This is a genomic window from Nocardia sp. NPDC059691 (assembly GCF_042733915.1).
Taxonomy (GTDB): Bacteria; Actinomycetota; Actinomycetes; order Mycobacteriales; family Mycobacteriaceae; genus Nocardia; species Nocardia sichangensis.
This window is the reverse complement of sequence record NZ_JBHWFB010000002.1, coordinates 338087-355622: the sequence shown is the minus strand read 5'-3', so window position 1 is coordinate 355622 and position 17536 is coordinate 338087. Positions and strand designations below refer to the sequence as shown.

The window sequence follows — 17536 nt, the reverse complement described above, 5'->3', positions numbered from 1 at the left end:
CCTCCGGATCGACGCGAGAATTCTCACGCCGGCGCTGGGAATACGTCAGGGCTGCAAGCGCTCGACCGTGGTCCCCGCGTCCTGGATCCGCACCCGGATGCGGTTGTGCAACCGGCCGCGCCGTCCCTGCCAGAACTCGACCTCGTCGGGACGGACCAGGAAACCGCCCCAGTGCGGCGGCACCGGGATCTCGTCGGTATCGGCGAATCGCGCGGTCGTCTCGGCCAGCGTGCGATCCAGTTCGGCCCGGGAGCCGATCGGCTGGGACTGGCGCGAGGCCCATGCGCCCAGCTGCGAGTCCCGCGGCCTGGAACGCCAGTAGGCCACCGTCGTCTCGGCGGAAACCCGCTCGACCGCGCCGCGCAAGTGCACCTGCCTGCCCAGCGCGGGCCAGACGAAGGTGACCGCGGCATACGGGAGGGCGGTCAACTGAGCGCCCTTGGCCGAGTCGTAGTTCGTGTAGAAGATCACACCCTCCGGGGAGAGCCCTTTGCACAGCACCGTCCGCGCGACCGGCCGCGGCGTGCCGTCGGCCAGCGACACCGTGGCCAGCACCATCGCGTTGGGTTCGGCGATGCCGACCGCAGTGGCCTGTTCGATCCAATGTCGCAGCAGCGGCTCCCAGCCGCCTGCCAGCCAGGTCTCGTCCAAGTCGACGTCGTCGTTGCCGCCGTGCGGGAGGCCGCCGTAGTCGACCCGCATGGCCGCGAGATCCGATGAATTGTCCAGGTCACGCATGGGGCAGACGTTACTCCTCGGTAGCGGGGAGCTAAGGTTTTGATGATCGGCATGTGCTCGTCAAATCCGACAACTTCCCATCGGCGAGAACATGCGACCCAAGTGCAAGGAGAGTCGCGACATGACTACCAGCCCCGCGGTTTCCGGTGGGCAGGCCACCGTTCCCAGCGATTTCGTCAGTGGCCTCGAGGGCGTGGTGGCTTTCACCACCGACATCGCCGAACCGGACAAGGACGGCGGCGCGCTGCGCTACCGCGGAGTCGACATCGAGAACCTGGTCGGGAGCCGGGTGACCTTCGGTGACGTGTGGGCGCTACTTGTCGACGGATCGTTCGGGCGCGGCCTACCGCCCGCCGAGCCGTTCCCGCTCCCGGTACACACCGGTGACGTGCGCGTGGACGTGCAGGCCGGGCTGGCCATGCTCGCGCCGATCTGGGGCTACCAGCCGCTGCTGGACATCGACGACGAGACCGCTCGCGAGAACCTGGCCCGCGCCTCGGTGATGGCCCTGTCGTACGTCGCGCAGTCGGCGCGCGGCATCTACCAGCCCGCGGTCCCGCAGAAGAAGATCGACGAGTGCACCACGGTCACCGAGCGCTTCATGACCCGCTGGAAGGGTGACCCGGACCCGCGCCACACCGAGGCCATCGACGCCTATTGGGTCTCCGCCGCCGAGCACGGCATGAACGCCTCCACCTTCACCGCCCGGGTGATCGCTTCTACCGGGGCCGACGTCGCGGCGGCGCTGTCCGGCGCGATCGGCGCCATGTCCGGCCCGCTGCACGGCGGCGCGCCCGCGCGCGTGCTGCCGATGATCGAAGAGGTCGAGCGCACCGGCGACGCGCGTGCGTTGGTCAAGGGCATCCTGGACCGCAAGGAGAAGCTGATGGGCTTCGGTCACCGGGTCTACCGGGCCGAGGACCCGCGCGCCCGCGTGCTGCGCGCCACCGCGAAGCGCCTGGCCGCGCCGCGCTACGAAGTCGCCGCCGCACTGGAGCAGGCCGCACTGGCGGAGCTGCGCGAACGCCGTCCGGACCGCGCCATCGAGACCAACGTGGAGTTCTGGGCCGCGGTGATCCTGGACTTCGCCGAGGTGCCCGCGCACATGATGCCCGCCATGTTCACCTGCGGCCGCACCGCGGGCTGGTGCGCGCACATCCTGGAGCAGAAGCAGCTGGGCAAGCTGGTCCGCCCGGCGGCCATCTACACCGGCCCCTCCCCTCGCAGGCCCGAGGACGTCGAGGGCTGGGCCACGATCGCGCACACGTAGCGCGACCACAGCGTCACGACCGCGAGCCGGACGTGACGGCGGAAGCTGTTGTCCCGCCGTCGCGTCCGGCTCGCGTAGCATCCGGGAGGGGAAGCTAGAGGACTAGAGGGATGCTGGACGAAGGAATATCGAGGCGGCGGATGCTCGGCGTCGGCGCCGCTCTGGCCGCAGGACTCGCCGCCACCGGGTGCGGCACCACACAGAACACGGCTCTCACGCAGGCGCGCGCGTCGGTCGCGCCCAGCGCCACCACCGGGATGCGGGCCGCTCCGGTCTCCGCGTCCCTGGACGCGGGCACACCGGTCGCCGTCGCCGCCAGGCACGCCGGGATCTCGCCGAAGCGGTGGGGCGTCGAGATGGCGGGAATCACAAGTGCTTTCACCGCCGCGGGCAAACAGATGGCGCTCACTTTCGACGCCTGCGGCGGGACCGGCAACAACGACATCGACGAGTCGCTGGTGAACTTCCTGATCAGCGAGCGAATTCCGGCGACGTTGTTCCTCAACAAACGCTGGATCGATGCCAACCGCGCGCGTACCGCGCAGTTGGCGGCGAATCCGCTCTTCGAACTGGCCAACCACGGTGTGGCGCACAAACCGCTGTCGGTGAACGGCCGCGAAGCCTATGGCATCGCGGGAACCGCTTCGGCGCGGGAGGCGGCCGACGAAGTGTGGGCCAACCACGAGTTGCTCACCACGATCACCGGCAAGCCGCCGCGATTCTTCCGCGCGGGCACCGCGCATTACGACGACGTCGCGGTGTCCATCGTCAACGAATTGGGCGAAACCCCGGTCGGTTTCAGTATCAACGCCGATTTCGGCGCGACCGCGTCGGCCACCCAAGTGCAATCGGCGATGAATGCCGCCGCGCCCGGCGCTATTTCACTGGCCCATATGCATCGGCCGCGCTCCGGAACCGGAGCGGGGATGATCGCGGCGCTGCCGAAGATTCGCGCCATGGGTTTCACCTTCGTGCACCTGTAGCCGCTCGACCGTATTCGCCAGAGGTTTACTCCTCGAGCGAGGCGACCCAGTCGACGGCGACCGTGTCGCCGCGGTCCACTTCGAAGAAGGCGACCTCCAGATGCCTGCCCAGGTCGACCAGCCGGAGGGCGTGCAGCGGCACCGGCTGGACCAGCCGTACCCGCCACGGCTTGGGTTCGTCCCAGGCGCGCAGTTCGAGGTCCAGCCGCAGCACCGGGTCGTCACGACCGGAGTAGTCGGCCGCGACCGGCGCGGCGGCGAGCACGGTGGCGTCGGCGCGGCGGCCGTCGGCGAGGATCTTCGCGATGCTCGCCCGGCCCGCTTCTTCGAGGTCGGGCACGTACAGGACCAGGCGATCGCGGTCGCGCGGGTCCACCCGGCAGCACACCACGTCACCAGGCCGCATCCATTCCAGGTCCGCGTCCGGCACTCGCTGCCGCACCCGGCTCTCGTAGGGGAACTCGCCGGCCAGCTGCACGCGGACCCAGAACACGTGTCCCGGTTCGGTGCGGCGCGGACGCACGCCGAGGATCGTCGCGGTTCCCGCTTCCCCGCGGATCAACAACTCCCGCCGCATCGCGTCCGAGACCGTCGCGCCGCGCAGGCGGAGATTCCGCGCCCGCCGGCGCAGGCGCCACCCCGAGTTAGCTGACGGCATGCTCATGGGCGCTTACGTTAGCCGGAGTGTGGGCGTCGCCACAGCGACACCACCGACTACCCTGTTGGCCATGACCTCTGCGTTTCCGACCATTCCCGACGACCTCAAGCCCGCCGACGGACGGTTCGGCTGCGGCCCCTCCAAGGTGCGCCCGGAGCAGCTGCAGTCGCTGGTGAACGTCGGCGCCTCGGTGTTCGGAACCTCGCATCGGCAGAAGCCGGTCAAGGACGTGGTGGCGCGCGTGCGCTCCGGCTTGCGCGAGCTGTTCGGCCTGCCGGACGGCTACGAGGTGGTACTCGGCAACGGCGGCACCACCGCTTTCTGGGACGCGGCGGCGTTCGGCCTGGTCCGGGAGCGTTCGCTGCACCTGACCAACGGTGAGTTCAGCTCGAAGTTCGCCGCTGTCACCAAGGGCAACCCGTTCATCGGTGACCCGATCGTGGTCTCGGCGGAGCCGGGCAGCGCGCCGGAGCCGGTGTCGGACCCGTCGGCGGACCTGATCGGCTGGGCGCACAACGAGACCTCCACCGGCGTCTCCATCCCGGTGCGACGTCCCGCGGGCTCGGACCACGCGCTCATCGCCATCGACGCCACCTCCGGCGCGGGCGGCCTCCCGGTGACCATCACCGACGCCGACGTCTACTACTTCGCACCGCAGAAGTGCTTCGCCTCCGACGGTGGCCTGTGGGTCGCGCTGATGAGCCCCGCCGCGCTGGCGCGGGTCGAGGAGATCAAGGCGTCGGGCCGCTGGACGCCCGATTTCCTGTCGCTGCCGATCGCGATCGACAACAGCACCAAGGATCAGACCTACAACACCCCCGCGTTGGGCACCCTGCTGCTGTTCGCCGACCAGATCGAGTGGCTCAACAACAACGGCGGCCTGGACTGGGCGGTCAAGCGCACGCTCGACTCCTCCTCGCGCCTGTACTCCTGGGCGGAGTCGAGCGAATACGCCACCCCGTACGTCACGGACCCGGCGCACCGCTCGCAGGTCGTCGGCACCATCGACTTCGCAGACTCGGTCGACGCGGCCGCGGTCGCGAAGATCCTGCGCGCCAACGGCATCGTGGACACCGAGCCCTACCGCAAGCTGGGCCGCAACCAGCTGCGTATCGGCATGTTCCCGGCGATCGATCCGGACGACGTCAGCCAGCTGACCCGCGCCATCGACTGGGTCGTGCAGAATCTCGGCTGAGCGCCGCCTATTTCGGTCCGGAGTGCGCAACACGCCCGGGATCGACACGCCGCAGAATTAGCCATAGCGGAACGAACAGAGCAGATTAGCGGGGCACGGACGTCTCCGAGGAGATTTCCGTGCCGCGTGTCCTGCCCCATGAATCTCAGAAGTGCACTACTGTTTCGGAAAGTGGGCGGTGTCGCGAGTCGACGCGATAAGGAGGTAACGGTGCGTGAACTTCGAGTGATCGGGGTGACGCCCGACTCCACGCACATCGTGTGTATCGACACCGAGTCCGGTCAGAAGTTCCGGCTGCCCGCCGACGACAAACTGCGAGCCGCCGCGCGCGGAGACCTTGCCCGATTCGGCCAGATCGAGATCGAAATGGAAGCAACTATGCGTCCCCGCGATATCCAGGCCCGTATTCGAGCAGGGGCCTCAGTGGAACAGGTCACCGAAGAATCCGGAATGCCGGCCAGTCGCGTCGAGCGATTCGCCTATCCGGTGCTGTTGGAGCGAGCCCGCGCCGCCGAGCTCGCCCAGAAGGCCCACCCGGTCCGTCCCGACGGTCCCGCCGTCGACATCCTCATCGATGTGGTCACCGCCGCGTTCACCGCGCGCGGGCACAACATCGAGGGCGCCGAATGGGACGCCTGGAAGGACGAGAAGGGTTACTGGGTCGCCCAGTTGCAGTGGCAGAACGGACGATCCGAGATCGCCGCGCACTGGCGCTACCAGCCCGACGCGCACGGGGGTTCGGTCTCTCCGCTCGACGACCCGGCCTCCGATCTGATCGATCCGGATTTCGGACGCGCGCTGCGCGGACTGGCCACGATCGTGCCTCCGGAGCCCGAGCCCGCGCCGCCGCAGCCGGAGCCGGTGGCCGAATCGCGTCCCGCCCCGGCCGCACCGCCCGCGCGCACCGCGAGCCGACAGAGCCAGCCGACGCTGGACGAGTACTACGAACAGCGGGCCGTCGCGGCCGGTGGCAGCGCCGCCGCGATCCCGCCGGGCAACGCCACGGCGCCCGCCGCGGCTACGCCTCCCGCGCCTCCCGCGGCCGCCGCCAACGCGACGCCTACCGCCGGTGCCGCCGTGCCACCGGCCGCCACCGTGGACACTCCCGCGCCGACGCCCGCCGCGCCCGAGGAGCCCGCGAAGCCCGCGGCCAAGGCTCCGGCGAAGCCGACGCGCAGCAAGCGCGGCAAGGCCCCGATGCCGTCCTGGGAGGACGTACTGCTCGGGGTACGCAGCTCGGGTCACTGAGCGCCGCCCCGCCACCGCGGGTCTTCGTCGTACCCGATCAGTCACGTCAGCGCGGTTCCAGGTGTCCATCGCGGACGCGTAAGCGCGCGAAATCAGTGGTCACGAACCGGCGTTCGTGGTGCGAAGCCGCACCGAGGCCGGTGCGGTGCGAGTAGATTTCGGTGTGGTCGACGACGAGCGCCGACGGTGACCGCAGCGATGCCGCGGCCTATGCCTTCGCGCGTTGCTCGAAGTTCGCTGAGTTCGATTCGTGCGACTATCGGGAGGTGCCGGAATGCTGTCCAAGGCTTGGTCGCTCTGGTACGTCGACGCACCGGACCCCCTGGCGGTACTGCGCGCGAACCACAACCCGGACCCCCAAGCCGCACTGGCACTGGCGAAGCAACTGCACCAGGACCGCGACGTGCGGCCGATCCTGGCAGGCACGCTGGCTGGTTGCGCGGGCCCGGCGATCGACGAGGTCTGCATCGGCTGCTTTCCGGGCGTGACGGTGCTGTGCTCGGCCCAGGCCGCGCGCATCCACCCGACCGAGATCCCGGAGTTGCTGGTACGTCCGCTGGCCTCGGAGCACACCTACCTGGTGTCGTTCGACGTCGAGCACGGCTGGGGCGCGTTCGCGCACTGGGAGCGCGGCGAGTTCCGCAGGTCGTTCAGCTCGACCCGGGTGTACATCCTGGAGGACGAGGGACTTCCGCTGGTATGGGAACGGTCCTACTGGGCCGGCGAGCATCCGGTGCGCTGGCGCGCGGGCGAACTGCCCGACCCTCAGTCGCTGCCGTTCGATCCGCCCGACTTCGCCGACGCGGCCAACAACGAATGGCTGGGCTTCCACTACCGCGGGGCCGCCGCATCCGGCGCGCTCGGCCCCGGGGACATACCTATCTGCAAGTTCGCACTGCACCCGAAGGGCAAGCTGCCCACCTCGGGGCTGCGCGGCTCAGCCGACGGCGGGGCGCACACGACCTCGCGCAAGCGCGGCCTGTTCGGCTGGCTGCGCGGACATGACCCCGTCGGTTAGCCGCGTCGCCCCGAGGCCCGGGAGTGTCAACCGAATAGTCCGCCCAGCAGCAATATGACCCACCCGAGCAGCACGCCCGCCGCGCCGCCTCCGATCACCCACCGTGTCACCGGAGCGAAACGCCAACGCCATGCGGTGGGCGCGGCGCCGCCGGCCGCGACCAGATTCACCGCCACCGCGAGTAACGGATGCACTTCGGCCAGCGCGGCCCCGAAGGCGTACACCGCGACCGCCGACAGCAGCGCCACCAGGAACGCCACGGTGAGGCCCGCGCCCCACGGTGTCGGGTCCTGGTAGGACGGATACGGCCGGTACGGTCCGGTCACGCCGTCCTCACCCGCTCGTAGAACGCCATCGCGGCCGCGGTAGCCACATTCAGCGAATCGGTGCCCGGCGTCATGGGGATGCGCGCGCGGACGTCGGTGGCCCGCATGGCCTCCTCGGTCAGTCCCGGTCCCTCGGCTCCGAGCAACAACGCCACCCGCTCCCCCGTCATCGCCGCGGCCAGATTCGCCGCCGCCGGGTCGGGCGTGAGGGCGATGATCTGGAATCCCTTGCGCCGCAGTATATCCAGACCATCCGGCCAATCCGGCACGGATGCGAACGGCACGCGCAGCACATGTCCCATCGACACCCGGACGGCGCGGCGGTACAGCGGGTCGGCGCAGCGGTCGCCGAACAGGATCGCGTCGGCGCCGAGCCCGGCGGCGTTGCGGAACATGGCGCCGAGATTCTCGTGGTCGTTGACGCCTTCGAGCACCGCGACCGTGCGCGCCTTCTCGATCACCTCGTCCAGGCCGAGATCGGTGGGGCGGCGGGCGACGGCAAGCACGCCGCGGTTGAGGTGGAATCCGACCACCTCGGCCATCACCTCGGCCGTGGCGCGGTAGTACGGCACGTCGACGGTCACCAAGTCGTCGGCGAGTTCGGCGCGCCTGCGCTCCACTCCGAGCAGGGCGGTCGGCGCGAAACGCGAATCGAGCATGCGCTGGACCACCACGACGCCCTCGGCGATCACCAGCCCTTTGCGCCCGGGTAGATCGGGCCTGCGATCGGCCGACTTGAGATCGCGGAAGTCGTCGACCCGTGGGTCGGCGGGGTCATCGATGTCGATCACTTCGGCCACCGCTCCATCCTGCCGGGCCGCCGCGGCCGGGTCCGAATCGGTGTTCGCCGCGCGGTCGCGGACGGCGAAAATGCGGTGCGGGCAGGTACGCGGGCGTGGGATGGTCGAGGCATGACCCTGCCGGGAATCACCATTCGGTCGGCCACCGCGGACGACGCGGCCGCGATCACGACGCTGGTGGAGACCTCGTTCGGCACCCGCTACGACCCGGCCGAGGTGGACCCGAATCCGCTGCTGTTCCCGCCGGAGAACTCGATCGTCGCGGTCGAGGGTGGAGAGGTCGTCGGGCACACGCAGTCCACCACCATGACGGTGACCGTGCCCGGCGAGCGGACCGTGCGGGTGTGCGGCATCGCGGGCGTCGGCGTCGCACCGACGCACCGGCGGCGCGGCATCCTCCGCGCCATGTACACCGAACAGCATCGGCGCGTCGAGGCCGACGGCTTGCCTCTGACCATGTTCACCGCGAGCGAGGGCGGCATCTACGGCCGATTCGGTTACGGTCCCGCGACACGGGAGAACGCGGTGGGCATCGAGCGGCGCTTCGCCGAATTCCTCCCCTCGGCACCCGATCCCGGCGGTGTGACGCTGCGCCCGCCGAGCGAGCTGCGCGCGGCGGCGGAGGCGATCTACGACCGATGGCGCAGGCTGGTGCCCGGCGCGCAAGTACGTCCTGCGGCGGCCTGGGACATCGTGTTCGATGATCCGCAACGCTACCGGGAGGGCGGGACCACCTTGTTCGGACTGCTGCACGCCGACGGCTACGCGCTGTATCGGTACCACGCGGACGGCAGGGCACGGACGGTGGAAGTCGCCGAGATGCGGACGGTCACGGCCGAGGCACACGCGGCCCTGTGGCGGGCCTTGCTCGGACTCGATCTGGTGCGACGGGTGGATGCCGTGCTGACCGACCACGACCCGCTGCCCTATCTGCTGACCGATCCCCGCCTGGTGCGCACCACCGCCCGCTACGACGGGCTGTGGCTGCGCCTGATGGACGTCCCGGCGGCACTGACAGCCCGCGCTTACGCGAGCGACTTGGACGTGACGCTAGAGGTGACCGATCCCTTCCGGGACGCGGGCGGCACGTACGCACTGCGCGTGCGGAACGGAGAGGCCGAATGCGAGCCGACCGATCGCGCGGCCGATATCGGGCTCGGCATCGACGTGCTCGGCAGCATGTATCTCGGCGCGTATCCCGCGCGAGTGTTCGCCGCGGCGAACCGGTTGCGGGCGAAAGACGCCGCGCAGCTGCGTACCTTCGACGGCGCCTTCCGCGCGGAGCGGGACGCGATGCTCGGTTGGTTCTTCTGACGACGCGCGGCGGGCCGCGGGCTGGCATGCTGGTCTCATGAAGCCGATTCAGCTGATCCTCAACATCCTGTGGCTCGTCTTCGCTGGATTCTGGCTGGCGCTCGGCTACATCGCGGCGGGGATCATCTGCTTCATCCTGATCATCACGATTCCCTTCGGCATCGCGTCGTTCCGGATCGCCGCCTACGTGCTGTGGCCGTTCGGCCGGACCACCGTGGAGAAGCCGGGCGCGGGCGCGGGCTCGCTGATCGGCAACATCATCTGGTTCATCGTCGCGGGGTGGTGGCTCGCGCTCGGGCATCTGCTCACCAGCATTCCGCTGTTCCTGTCGATCATCGGCATTCCGTTCGGCTGGGCGAACCTGAAGTTCATCCCGATCTCGCTGTTCCCCCTGGGGCGGGAGATCGTGGACAGCGATCGGCCGTTCGGCGCGCAATAGCGCCAGGTCCACCAGGGTTTCCATCGCTCGACGCCGTGGAAGAAGAGCTGCGCCATCTCGCGACGACACTGTGATCCGCATCACAGTGTGTTAACGAAATCACACCTCCATGCGAAGGTTAGCTAGAAGGTAACTGATTTATTTCCAGTGCCCACAGCGTCCCGAGCGGGCGCCGAGCCGACCGCACGGAGGGCTCCAACATGACCGACCGAACCGCCCGCCGGGCCGACTCGGACACCGCGCCACTCGCGCCGATCGCGGTGACTCTGGGAGTGCTGCTGCTGATCGGCGCGGCCACCCAGCTCACGCGCCTGCCCCGATGGGCCGACGACTACGGAGTTCTGGTCTATCCGGCCTTCGTCCTGTGCCTGACCATCGCGGGCGGCCTGCTGTGGTGGGGCGCCGGGATCATCAAAGCCAAGCGCTGACCCACTCCGTCGGCGGCGTGCCCGACGAACGCCGTTGCGGCCGTGGCGCTTACTCGGATTCCGCGACGATCTGCTTCATGATCGCCACGGCACGGGTGAGCACGACGAGTTGGTCCTCGGTGAGCGTCGACAGCCGCTCGGTCATCCATGCCTCGCGGGCGCTGGCTTCGTCGGCGATGAGCGCGCGCCCCGCCGGGGACAGCGAGACGATGATCTGACGGCCATCGGTCGGATGCGGATTGCGCTCGACCAGATCGAGGTCGGTGAGCGAGGCGATGACGCGGGTCATCGACGGGGGCTGGACGCGTTCCTTGGCGGCGAGTGCCCCCGGGGTCATCGCGCCCTCGCGCGCCAGCGTGGCGAGCGCGGAGAGTTGAGTCAGCGAAATCTGCGAGTCGGCACGACGGCCGCGCAGGTGTCGCGTCAGTCGAACGACCGCCAGCGAGAGCTCACCAGCAAGGGCTCTGACATCCGATGGCGTTGTCACAGTGGCAAACGATACGGGACCGAGGGCGGCCGGTCGCGGCTTCCCGCCATGGTGCGGCCACCTCGTCTTCGCGCGGGCGGCGGACTCCTCCGAGCCGGGCCGATTAGGCTTGACCCGTGACACAGAAAGTCCCGCAGCTTCCGCCGCGCCTGACCGACCCGCGCCCCGTGCTCGCGGTCGGCAGCGCGCTGTGGCTGATCGCCACCGTGGTGGTGTGGGCGGGCGGCGACCGGTGGGCGTCGGCCCGTCCGGTCTGCCTGATGGGCCTGGTGGTGGGGCTGATCGGACTGGTCATCTATCTGGTTCAGCGCCGCGGCGCGCGGCGCGGGGACAAGGGCGCGCAGACGGGCTTGTAGCCGGCCTGGTTACCTTCGGACCAGCTCGAATTCGTCGGTCGTGCCGGTGAGCGGGTAGAGCGCGCCGCCGGGATCCAGACGGGTGGCGTAGTGCTGGAAGCGATAGCGTCCCGGCTCGGCGTCGAGAGGGATGTCCCAGGTGAACCGGGCCACCGACTCGGCGAGCCCGCGCTTGCTCCAGTGGTATTTCACCGCCCACTCGCCCTCGTTGGCCACCCGCACCCATTCGCCGGAAGCATTCCTGCGCTGCACTTCCAGGAACGTCCCGTTACGCCGATTGTCGTGTTTCGGGTGGGCCGAGACGAATTCGGCCAGCACTTGGTCTCCTGGACCGTAGGACGGATGCGGTTGCACGAGCACGTCACCGAAGTCGCGACCCGGCGCGGCCGCGTCCGGACCCGCGCCCGGCTGGAAGTTCGGTTGCAGCTGGGACACATCGCGCGGGGCCGGGCCGCGCGGCACCGGTCCACGGGCGGCGAATGCCGTAGCCAGACGGGTGAACTCCTGCTGATAGGCGCACAGCGTGTAGCGGCCGAACAGCGTCGAAGCGCCCTCGTACTGCTGGGAGTCGTATTCCTCTGGCGTGGTGACGTATTCGTGGTAGGCGTTCGCGTATCCCTGCATGAGCACCTGCTCCAGCGGGACGCTCAGCGCCGCGGCGACAGCCTTGCGAATGCGCAGGCCGGACGTGATGGTGAACTCGCCGCCCGCGGCGGCCAGATAGAGCTCGCCGATGCGAACGAGCTGAATCGGCACCACATTCGGCACCCATGGCACCGGAGGCAGCAGGCCCAACGGCACGGCGATCGCTTTCGGCGCCTGCGCGTCCGCCAGCCAAACCGGCGCGGGCTGGGCCGGATCGCCGAGCGACTCGATAAACGGGTTGCGCACGCCCTCCGGGATCGGGCCGCCGGGCAGTCCCGGACCGTCCTCGACGCTGCCCGCGATCAGCGACACCCCCGCCGCGGCCGGTGCGGTGCGGCGCGGCATGCCGTCCGGCGTGAAGCGGCCGTCCACGGCGATGTCCGCCAGGTCGATGTAGCAGAGCGTCCCGTCGACCGGGCCGGAGATCGACCGGGCCTGGGCCACCGCCTCTTTCGACGCCGTGTACTGCCGCTCGCCTAGGATGCGGGTGTTCTCGAACTCGTCCTCGGTGGGACCGGAGCCTTGGCGCAGGTTCAGGTTCGGGGACATGTCACCGGCGTTGGTCTGCGCGAAGGCAGCGACGAACGCGGGCTTGCCGTCCAGGTAACGCACGCCGTGCTCGATGTGCTCGGCGGAGAACGCGGCGTAGCCCTTGTTGTCCGAGCTGATCAATCGGTTCGTGTTGGTCATGGACGTGTTGTGCGTGGCGAACCAGGTGATGGTCCCCGCCGTTCGCCCGCCCTTGCGCAAGACGAGAGTGGTCACGGCGGGGTCTATGGCATCCGGGAAATGCTCTTTGTCCGCAGGCGGATTGAGTTCCCAAGCCACGCGTGACCGATTCACGCTCGCGTTGTGCAGCTCGGCGCGGCCGAGGGACAGCGAGCCGGGGCCGAGATCGGCGTGCGCGGCGGCGATCGCCTCGACGATCCCGTTGACCTCGGCGTCGTACACCTGCTGCTGGAAACCGAGGATGGACAGGTTGTAGGCGTAGTCGTTGCTGGAGCCGCCGCAGGTCGCGTGCGAATGGGTCGATGTCAGCAGGACGTTCTGCTCGGTGTACAGGTCGCCGAAACGCCGGGCCAGTTCGGTCAGCACGCCGCGGTGCACGGACTGGAAGATCATTCCGTTCTCGGCGACCACGAAGACGATCCGCCGCCCCGCGCCGCCGATGATGAACGCCCGCGCCCGCGGGCGCAGGTGGATGCCCGCGGTCTGCTGCTCGAGCTGGGAGTAGCCCATCATCCCGCATTCGGCGGCCGGGCCGGTGATGTCGGAGAGTCCGACACCGATCTCGTAACCGCCGGAATCCGGTGCGGCGGCCGCCGGAACGCCGAGTGCGTCGCTCATCCCGGGTACCGTCGCGGCCGCGAGCGTGGCGGACCCGATCGCCGTCCGAGTCAGAACAGTTCGGCGTGACACCGGCATACCCGTCTCCTTCTGTCCCGATGCAGCGAACCACACAACTGGTCACTCGTCCAGTCCAGATTTTTTCCACCCTTGAATTGACTGCACGAGCCGTGGGCGCTTAACTCCCTTGGGTGTCCTCCCGATTGAGCGTCGAAGAACGACGGGCCCACCTTATCGAGGCCGCGATCGGCCTTGCCGAGAAAAAGGGTGTTGCGGGCGTGACCACGCGTGATGTCGCTCAGGCGGCCGGCGTCTCGCTCGGTGTGGTGCATTACTGTTTCGAAAACAAGGACGCGCTGATGACCGAGCTGGTCAAAGCGTTGTCGATGGAATTGCGCGATTCCGTCGACGCGAACGAAACGGTTTGGCAGGACGTCGGAAGTGGAAAAGAAGCCCTTCAAAAATTGATCCGCGCGGGTCTGGAACTGATGTGGCTGAACATCGAAGCCACTCCGGAACGACAACTGCTCACTTACGAAACGACCACTTACGCGTTGCGCGAGGGCGAACAAACCCCGGCGAAACTCGCGATCGCGCGCGAGCAGTACAACTTCAACGACTCAACGGTCGCCGACATCCTGGAGCACGCGCGCGACGCGACCGGCAACACCTGGTCGGTCCCGGTGCAGACACTGAGCCGGTTCACGCTCAACGTCATCGACGGTGTGGTGCTGCGCTGGTTGGTGGACAACGACAGCGAGAGCGTGCGCGGGCAGCTCGATCTGCTGAGCGAGATGCTCACGGGGTACGCGGCGCATTAGCCGAGCTCAGCCACCCGGCCTCGGAGCGCGGACGTGCACGGCCGAGCCGGTCTGCCACCAGGGCACCGCGACCGTGGCCTCAATCGCGCCGCTCAACCGCACCGTCAGGTCGTGGTGTACGACCAGCTCGCCCGCTTGCGGCGGCAGAGCGAACAGCTGCCGCAGCACGACTCCCAGCGGCTCCGCTGCCCAGGTCGTGCGACGTCCGACGCTCACCACCTCGCCGGTGACGGCCTCCGACACCAGCCGCAGATCGAGCAGAGCCGCCAGAGACGAGGCCGTTCCGGCGTCGCCGACAACCAATCGATCCGGCGGCACCGCCAGGCCGAACCACGGTCGATCGAGGACGAACGCGTCTTCCGGATCGACCACGGCGCCGGTGAGCGCGCGCACGCGATCGGGTGGCCGCAGGTCGGCGAGGTCGAGCAGGCCGGCGGCGACAGCGGCGGCCAAGCGGGCATGAGTGCGGGAGACGACCTCCGGCGAGGGAGTTCTCGACGTGTCGGCGAGCGCCTCCAACAAAGCGGCGGCCAACTCGTCGGTGATCGTCGCGGGGTCGGCGAGAATCGCGCGACAAGCGTCCGGGTCGACACCGGCGACGGCGAACGCCGGTAACAGACCGTCGAAGTCGGTGTCGGCGGGATGGCGCAGAAGTCCCAGCGGAGTGCCGTCGACCCGCGCGTATCGGCGCAACCACCACGCGGTGTAGCCGTCGGTGTCGGTGAGCAGGCGGCGGGTGCGCGGCGACCCGGCCAACTGCCGCAACGCTTCCGGCCAGGCGGCGTCATCGATCAGGTCCAGGTCACGGACGGCGACCAGCTCGGGCGGATCGTCCGGCAGCGTGGACCACCAGTGCTCTTCGTCGTCCAGATCGTGGTCAGGACCAGTCGGATCGGCTTCGACGATCACACCGAAATCCCAGCCGACGCCGACGGCGCGCAGCGCGTCCGCGCCGTAGCGTTCGACCAGTTCTGGGTCGACGGTGCCGAACGGCGCATCAGGCACCAGCAGCTCGCGCAGCGGCGCGCCGGGCAGCAGCAGTTCGTCGGCGGGCCGCGAGTCACCTTCGGTGTCGGGCAATTCCAGCAGCCCCAGCCAGGAAGACAGGGCCTCCCGGTCGGCATGCGCGGCTAGACGCAGGATGGCATCAGCGGTGTCCGGGTCGCCCGGATGGTCCTCCAGATCGGCGCGCAAGCCCGGGTCGGTCAGGAGATCCTCGGCGGTGGCCGACCGCGCGCCGAGCCGAGCCAGCAGGGGATGCGCGGCCTCCGGATGCGCCAGCCTGGCCCAGTGCAGCGGGATCGCGACCTCGAGCTGATCGTCCAGCACCACGGTGCGCGGCCCCGTGACGAGTCTGCCGTCGGCCAACGGCACCGCCAGCGCGCCCAACTCCTCCGCCGCGAGCGGATCCACCACGAACGGTTCGAGCGCCGCGTAGAACGATCGCCACCAACTCGGCGGCCGCTCCAAGCCCCCGGACAACTCCGCCAGCCGAGCCAATCCGAGCCGGTGCACGTCCAGCGCGCCCATGGCCTCGGTGTGTGCCCGTCCGGAGAGGTCCGGGATCACCAGGGGACCGACCACTTCATCGAGCAGCTCGGCCAATTCCGCGGTCAGACCGGTCAAGACGTACGCGCGGGTGGGGACGGCGATGTTCCCCGCTTCGACGTCGGCGACGGCACCGGATTCTCGGCCCCGCAGTTCGTCGTCCGCGCCGGGAAAAGCGGGAGTGCCCGACCCGAGGTGGTCCGCGGTCAAGGGCTCGGGGTCGCCTAGGCCTTCCGGGTAGGCGTGCCGGTGGGTGGCGACTACCGGCAGCCAAGAACGCGTCTGCAATTCGCGCAGCAGCGCTTCGCGCAGCAGGCCATCGGCCTCGCTGCGAGCGAACCCGGGCGTTGGTACCAGCACGAGCCGGTCGCGTGGCGGAAGAGCACGAGCGAAATCCGCGTAGCCGCGGGCCAGTTCGCCGAGCCGCGCGCCGGGCAGCAACCTGCGCCGATCCGGCTGCATCGGGATGTCGGCGATGAGCAAGGCGGGCAGGGACAGTTCCTCGTCCGATCTGGTCGGCGCGCGCAGCACATCGGGGGCGGCGGCCACCGGCCTGCCGTCACGCACCGGCAGCAACCAGCGGGCGCGCGGCGCGCGGTACTGCCACCAGGTGCGCTGTTCGCTGCCGGGGCCGTCGACATAGACCTCGTGCATACCGTCGCCCATGTCCTCGGCACTGCTGACGAATTCGTCCGTGCCGATCCGGATGCGGTGCAGGGCGGGCAGTTCCAGCAGCAGATCGACGGCTTCGGCGCGCATCGCGGCCAGCAGTGCGTCGGCGTCCACGTCCGCGCGCAGCCGCAGCACGACCTCGGTGTCGAGACCGTCCGCTGGTCGCGCCTCGATCGGCCAGGCCAACCGCAGCACCGGTGGGGCGAATTCGCCCGCATCGACCGCAGGTAAACGGATCTCGTTGCGGTGCAGAGCATTCCGAGTCTCGGCACGCGAGAACCACAGCGACCCGGAGGCCGACCGCAGCTCGATGTCGTCGCTCACCGCGAGCACCGCGGTGAAACCGACACCGAATCGACCGACGGTCCCGCCGTCGGACTTCCCCGACGCGCGCAATGCGGTGAGCGCGTGCACACCGGAGACGTCCAGCGGCGCACCGGTATTCCCGACGTGCAGGTCACGACCGTCCAGCCAGACCACGACGGCGCCGTCCACGCCCGCCTTGCGCGCGGCGTCGGCGGCATTCTGCGCCAACTCGGTCAGCAAGCGGTCCCGATAGCCCGCGCGCACCAGGTCGTTCTCGGTAGCGGCGTCCTCACGCAACCGCGTCGGCGAATCACGCCATGCGGCGAGCACCGCCGCTCGCAGCGCCGAAGTGCCGAACGGGTCGGCGGCGTCGCTCAGTTCCGCGGCGATGACCAGAACTCCGGCCGTGCCTCGGAACCCGGAGCGTCGGCGATACCCGACTCGGATCGCGCCTCGGCGTCATCGGCGACCGGCGTAGCGGTGGGTTCCGGTGCGCCAGGCGTGTCCGCCTGGGACGACGATGCGGGCTCGTGCGCCTGCGACACGGCGTCGGAAGCCTCGGCCACATCCGGATCGGCTGCGACGGATTGCACCGGGGTCGACTCGACGGCGTCCGTCGTCGCGTCACTCGATCCGGCTGCTTCGCTCGACTCGACAGCGTCCGGTTCGGTCGCGCGTGGGTCGACGGCATACCGATCGTCAGAACCCGGCGACGCATCACCGCTCGTTACCCCGGGTGCAAGTGATCCCGTCGTGCCAGCCTCGGCCGACTCGGACTCCGCCGCACCGGCCTCGCGATCGGTCGCCACCGCGGGACGCGTGACGGCATCGGCGTTTTCCGTATCGACCGGTGCGGCATCCGAACCGCTTTCACCGGCGTCCGCCGCTTCGTCCGTTCCGAGAGCCGGACCGGTGGCTGCGTCGTCCGTCGCCACGC

17 protein-coding genes are annotated in these 17536 nt (G+C 69.4%); 10 read left to right on the top strand and 7 right to left on the bottom strand.

The annotated features are described in order from the left end of the window. Positions 1–45: 45 nt before the first annotated feature. Positions 46–738, bottom strand: coding sequence for a pyridoxamine 5'-phosphate oxidase (gene pdxH / locus ACFV2O_RS06030; RefSeq protein ID WP_364424975.1), 693 nt, complete (start codon positions 736–738; stop codon positions 46–48). 121 nt (positions 739–859) lie between these two features. Here pdxH and ACFV2O_RS06025 point away from each other — a divergent pair, with 121 nt between their 5' ends. Beyond that, entirely contained in the window at positions 860–2008 is a 1149-nt protein-coding gene (locus tag ACFV2O_RS06025) for a citrate synthase 2 (protein WP_364424977.1), read from the top strand. A gap of 110 nt (positions 2009–2118) precedes the next feature. After that, positions 2119–2991 carry a polysaccharide deacetylase family protein gene (locus ACFV2O_RS06020; protein WP_379250518.1) on the top strand — a complete coding sequence of 291 codons (873 nt, stop codon included), beginning with the start codon at positions 2119–2121 and terminating at the stop codon, positions 2989–2991. 25 nt (positions 2992–3016) lie between these two features. On the opposite strand, the gene ACFV2O_RS06015 is transcribed toward ACFV2O_RS06020, so the two are convergent. Then, positions 3017–3655, bottom strand: coding sequence for a hypothetical protein (locus tag ACFV2O_RS06015; protein WP_355074937.1), 639 nt, complete (start codon positions 3653–3655; stop codon positions 3017–3019). A 64-nt stretch (positions 3656–3719) separates the two neighbouring features. On the opposite strand from ACFV2O_RS06015, the gene serC reads away from it, so the two are divergent. The 3 genes from serC (at position 3720) to ACFV2O_RS06000 (ending at position 7110) form a co-directional block, all read left to right on the top strand. After that, a complete protein-coding gene (gene serC, locus ACFV2O_RS06010) occupies positions 3720–4844 on the top strand; it encodes a phosphoserine transaminase (RefSeq protein ID WP_355074939.1) in 1125 nt (374 codons plus the stop codon). A gap of 210 nt (positions 4845–5054) precedes the next feature. Continuing rightward, positions 5055–6092: a septation protein SepH gene (gene sepH, locus ACFV2O_RS06005; protein ID WP_379250515.1), complete on the top strand. Its 1038-nt coding sequence runs from the start codon at positions 5055–5057 to the stop codon at positions 6090–6092. A 274-nt stretch (positions 6093–6366) separates the two neighbouring features. Continuing rightward, entirely contained in the window at positions 6367–7110 is a 744-nt protein-coding gene (locus ACFV2O_RS06000; protein ID WP_379250513.1) for a DUF6928 family protein, read from the top strand. A 26-nt stretch (positions 7111–7136) separates the two neighbouring features. On the opposite strand, the gene ACFV2O_RS05995 is transcribed toward ACFV2O_RS06000, so the two are convergent. Together ACFV2O_RS05995 and ACFV2O_RS05990 are read right to left on the bottom strand one after the other, a co-directional pair. Then, positions 7137–7436 carry a DUF2537 domain-containing protein gene (locus ACFV2O_RS05995; protein ID WP_355074945.1) on the bottom strand — a complete coding sequence of 100 codons (300 nt, stop codon included), beginning with the start codon at positions 7434–7436 and terminating at the stop codon, positions 7137–7139. Beyond that, positions 7433–8236 (bottom strand): TrmH family RNA methyltransferase, encoded by an 804-nt coding sequence (locus ACFV2O_RS05990; RefSeq protein ID WP_379250511.1) that lies wholly within the window; start codon positions 8234–8236, stop codon positions 7433–7435. Before ACFV2O_RS05990 ends, ACFV2O_RS05995 begins: the two co-directional genes overlap by 4 nt. Positions 8237–8347: 111 nt before the next feature. Between ACFV2O_RS05990 and ACFV2O_RS05985 the strand changes: the two genes are divergently transcribed. The 3 genes from ACFV2O_RS05985 (at position 8348) to ACFV2O_RS05975 (ending at position 10417) form a co-directional block, all read left to right on the top strand. Then, the gene (locus tag ACFV2O_RS05985) at positions 8348–9550 is read left to right on the top strand and encodes a GNAT family N-acetyltransferase (protein ID WP_379250509.1); all 1203 of its coding nucleotides are present in this window, start codon (positions 8348–8350) and stop codon (positions 9548–9550) included. A gap of 37 nt (positions 9551–9587) precedes the next feature. After that, positions 9588–9989 carry a YccF domain-containing protein gene (locus ACFV2O_RS05980; protein WP_355074951.1) on the top strand — a complete coding sequence of 134 codons (402 nt, stop codon included), beginning with the start codon at positions 9588–9590 and terminating at the stop codon, positions 9987–9989. Positions 9990–10189: 200 nt separating this feature from the next. Next, entirely contained in the window at positions 10190–10417 is a 228-nt protein-coding gene (locus ACFV2O_RS05975; RefSeq protein WP_379250507.1) for a hypothetical protein, read from the top strand. 49 nt (positions 10418–10466) lie between these two features. On the opposite strand, the gene ACFV2O_RS05970 is transcribed toward ACFV2O_RS05975, so the two are convergent. After that, positions 10467–10904, bottom strand: a complete 438-nt coding sequence (locus tag ACFV2O_RS05970; protein WP_379250505.1) for a MarR family winged helix-turn-helix transcriptional regulator — start codon at positions 10902–10904, stop codon at positions 10467–10469. Positions 10905–11020: 116 nt separating this feature from the next. Here ACFV2O_RS05970 and ACFV2O_RS05965 point away from each other — a divergent pair, with 116 nt between their 5' ends. Continuing rightward, entirely contained in the window at positions 11021–11260 is a 240-nt protein-coding gene (locus tag ACFV2O_RS05965) for a DUF2530 domain-containing protein (RefSeq protein ID WP_379250503.1), read from the top strand. 9 nt (positions 11261–11269) lie between these two features. Here the strand turns inward: ACFV2O_RS05965 and ACFV2O_RS05960 are convergent, their stop codons facing one another. Beyond that, the gene (locus ACFV2O_RS05960) at positions 11270–13330 is read right to left on the bottom strand and encodes a neutral/alkaline ceramidase (RefSeq protein ID WP_379250501.1); all 2061 of its coding nucleotides are present in this window, start codon (positions 13328–13330) and stop codon (positions 11270–11272) included. 125 nt (positions 13331–13455) lie between these two features. Between ACFV2O_RS05960 and ACFV2O_RS05955 the strand changes: the two genes are divergently transcribed. Then, positions 13456–14073: a TetR/AcrR family transcriptional regulator gene (locus ACFV2O_RS05955; protein WP_379250499.1), complete on the top strand. Its 618-nt coding sequence runs from the start codon at positions 13456–13458 to the stop codon at positions 14071–14073. Between the two features lie 6 nt (positions 14074–14079). Here the strand turns inward: ACFV2O_RS05955 and ACFV2O_RS05950 are convergent, their stop codons facing one another. Continuing rightward, positions 14080–16929, bottom strand: a complete 2850-nt coding sequence (locus ACFV2O_RS05950; protein ID WP_379250497.1) for a sacsin N-terminal ATP-binding-like domain-containing protein — start codon at positions 16927–16929, stop codon at positions 14080–14082. Positions 16930–17536 lie beyond the last annotated feature (607 nt).